Raw genomic sequence first — 2,844 nt, 5'->3', positions numbered from 1 at the left:
CTCCGAATCCATCCGCGTCGGCGGCGACCGTTTCGACGAGGCGATCACCGCCTACGTGCGTCGCCACTACGGAAGCCTCATCGGTGAAGCCACCGCCGAGCGCATCAAGGAAGAGATCGGCTGTGCCTACCCCGGCGGCGAGCTCAGAGAGATCGACGTGCGCGGGCGCAACCTGGCCGAAGGCATCCCGCGAAGCTTCACGCTCAACTCCCACGAGATCCTCGAAGCGCTGCAGGAGACTCTCGGCTCGATCGTCGCCGCGGTCAAGAGCGCACTCGAGCAGTCACCCCCGGAGCTCGCCTCGGACATCGCCGAGCGTGGCCTGGTGCTGACCGGTGGCGGGGCGCTTCTGCGTGACCTGGACAAGCTGATCGCCGAAGAGACCGGGCTTCCCGTGATCGTCGCGGAAGATCCGCTGACCTGTGTGGCGCGCGGCGGCGGCAAGGCGCTCGAAATGATCGACCAGCATACCTTCGAGCTGCTTTCCAGCGACTGATCCTGGCGGTTTGCTGCGGGGGAATTGCCTATTAAACCGCTCTTTTCGCATGGCCCCTTGCCGGGCTATCGTCTCTTCTTTTGCGTGCTGGTGGCGAGTGCCTTGATGTTCGTCGACCAGCGCTTCACTCGCATGGAAGACGTGCGTGCCCATATGACCATGGTGGTGGCGCCCATCCAGTGGGTCGTCAGCCTGCCGAGCGATCTGCTCAACTGGGGGGCGCTGGTGTTCTCGGACCAGCAGGCCCTGGTGGACGAGAACCGCCGCCTGCGTGAACAGATCCTGACGCTCTCCCACCGAGGCCAGCGCCTGGCGAACCTGACCGCCGAGAACGCCCAGCTGCGCGAGCTGCTCGATGCCGCCGAGCGCCACGACATTCCCTACATGTCCGCGGAGCTTCTGTCGCTCGACAACGACCCGTTCAGCCACCAGATGGTGGTGGATCGGGGGCACCGCAACGGCGCCTACGTCGGCCAGCCGGTGATCGATGCCTTCGGTCTCGTCGGCCAGGTCACGGCGGTGTCGGCCTACTCGAGCCGGGTGCTGCTGATGGCGGATGCCAGCCACGCGCTGCCGGTGCAGGTCAATCGCAACGGGCTGCGCTTCATCGTCCAGGGTACCGGGCGCTATGACAGCGTGAGCGTGCTGCACGTGCCGGACACCGCCGACATTCGCGAGGGCGATCTTCTGACCACCTCGGGCCTTGCCGGCCGGTTCCCGCCGGGCTACCCGGTGGCGCGGGTCACCGAGGTGTATCACGACCCGGGCCAGCCCTTCGCGCGCGTCAGCGCCGAACCCACTGCGCAGCTCACCCGCTCGCGCCACTTCCTGCTGCTCTTCCCGCCCGCCGTGGAAGCGCAGGGAACGCCGCTCTGGAACAACGCCATGTCGATTTCCGCCGCCGCGATCCACGCCGCCGAGCGTCTGGCCGACGAGGCGCCGGCCTCGCTTCAGGAGGTGCCCTGATGCCCAAGGCGCCGGTGATTCCACTGCTGTTCATCTGGCTGAGCCTGGTGCTGGCGCTGTGTCTGCAGGTGATGCCGCTGGCCGATGGCTGGCAGATGTACCGCCCGGACTGGATCGGCCTGATGCTGATCTACTGGTGCATGCGCGTACCCGACCGGGTCGGCGTGTTCCACGGCTTCGTGATCGGGCTTCTGATCGACCTGATCGACGGCAGCGTACTGGGCCAGCACGCGCTGGTGTTCTCGCTGCTGGCCTTTCTCTGCGCGCTGGTCTATCCCCGCTTTCGCGCCTACTCGCTGGTCCAGCAGGCGGTGCTGGTGCTGGTGCTGCTGGGGTTGATCCAGCTCATCGAGCAGTGGCTGCGCGTGCTCACCGGCGTGTTCTCCATTCACCTGTCGTTTCTGATTCCCTCGCTGATCAGCGCGCTGCTGTGGCCCTGGCTTGCCACCATGCTGGTGGCGCTCGAGCGTCGCGCGGCGCGAACCTGACGACCATGGCCGCCAAGGATGACGCCGGCATGTCCCAGCAAGGTTCGAACGGACAACCCTCTCCCGTGCTCTGCCTGGCCTCCGCCTCGCCAAGGCGCCGTGCGCTGCTGGATTCGATCGGCGTGCCGGTCGAGGTCGTCGCCACGAACGTCGACGAAACGCCGCTGCCCGGCGAGCGCGCCGCGGCCTACGTCGAGCGCCTGGCGCGCGCCAAGGCAAGCGCCGCCGTTAGTCACACGACGCTTCCGGTGCTGGGTTCGGACACCGCCGTGGTGCTTGACGGGCGCATTCTGGGCAAGCCCTTGGATGAGGCCGACGCCCACGCGATGCTGGCCGCACTCTCCGGGCGCAGCCATGAGGTGCTGACCGGGGTGGCGGTGATCGGCCCGCGCGGGGCCTGCGCCTGCATGGTCACCACCACGGTCCACATGCGGGTGATCGAGGAGGACGAGATCCGCCGCTACTGGCGGACCGGTGAACCCCAGGACAAGGCCGGCGGCTATGCGATCCAGGGGTTGGCCTCGGTGTTCGTCGAACGGATCCACGGCAGCCACTCGGCGGTGGTGGGGTTGCCGCTTTTCGAAACGGCGCAGCTACTTTCCAAGCAAGGTGTGTCCGTTTGGTCGGCTCGCCTGTAAAGTAGCGTCAATACGGAGTCTTTGACGCAATCGAGCCCAGAAGGAAGAGTGCATGAGCGGTGAAGTCCTTATCAACCTGACGCCCATGGAGACGCGCGTCGCGCTGGTCGAGAACGGGGTGCTGCAGGAAGCCTTGATCGAGCGCTCGCGCCGGCGCGGCATCGTGGGCAATATCTACAAAGGCAAGGTGGTGCGGGTGCTGCCTGGCATGCAGGCTGCCTTTGTCGATATTGGCCTCGAGCGTGCGGCGTTCATC

The 2,844-nt window shown here is 66.6% G+C and carries 4 protein-coding genes and 1 pseudogene; all 5 read left to right on the top strand.

The window, feature by feature from the left end; genetic code table 11:
• The coding region (locus BIS11_RS14285; protein WP_253586373.1) for a rod shape-determining protein at window positions 1–496 on the top strand (496 nt) is incomplete at its 5' end.
• 24 nt (window positions 497–520) lie between these two features.
• Window positions 521–1,462, top strand: coding sequence for a rod shape-determining protein MreC (gene mreC, locus BIS11_RS14280; RefSeq protein WP_253419493.1), 942 nt, complete (start codon window positions 521–523; stop codon window positions 1,460–1,462).
• The gene (gene mreD, locus BIS11_RS14275) at window positions 1,462–1,950 is read left to right on the top strand and encodes a rod shape-determining protein MreD (RefSeq protein WP_253419496.1); all 489 of its coding nucleotides are present in this window, start codon (window positions 1,462–1,464) and stop codon (window positions 1,948–1,950) included. The genes mreC and mreD overlap by 1 nt, the downstream gene beginning before the upstream one ends.
• 5 nt (window positions 1,951–1,955) lie before the next feature.
• Window positions 1,956–2,588 carry a nucleoside triphosphate pyrophosphatase gene (locus tag BIS11_RS14270; protein WP_253586372.1) on the top strand — a complete coding sequence of 211 codons (633 nt, stop codon included), beginning with the start codon at window positions 1,956–1,958 and terminating at the stop codon, window positions 2,586–2,588.
• 52 nt (window positions 2,589–2,640) lie between these two features.
• Window positions 2,641–2,844, top strand: a pseudogene (locus BIS11_RS14265) (Rne/Rng family ribonuclease); the annotation flags it as partial.

The organism is Halomonas sp. 707D4, assembly GCF_024158685.1.
In the GTDB taxonomy this organism is placed as follows: Bacteria; Pseudomonadota; Gammaproteobacteria; order Pseudomonadales; family Halomonadaceae; genus Vreelandella.
This window is presented reverse-complemented; position numbering and strand designations above follow the sequence as displayed.

Bases quoted from the DNA above. Each gene is read 5' to 3' on its own strand.
- mreD (WP_253419496.1), top strand. From the start codon at position 1,462: ATGCCCAAGGCGCCGGTGATTCCACTGCTGTTCATCTGGCTGAGCCTG.
- BIS11_RS14270 (WP_253586372.1), top strand. From the start codon at position 1,956: ATGGCCGCCAAGGATGACGCCGGCATGTCCCAGCAAGGTTCGAACGGA.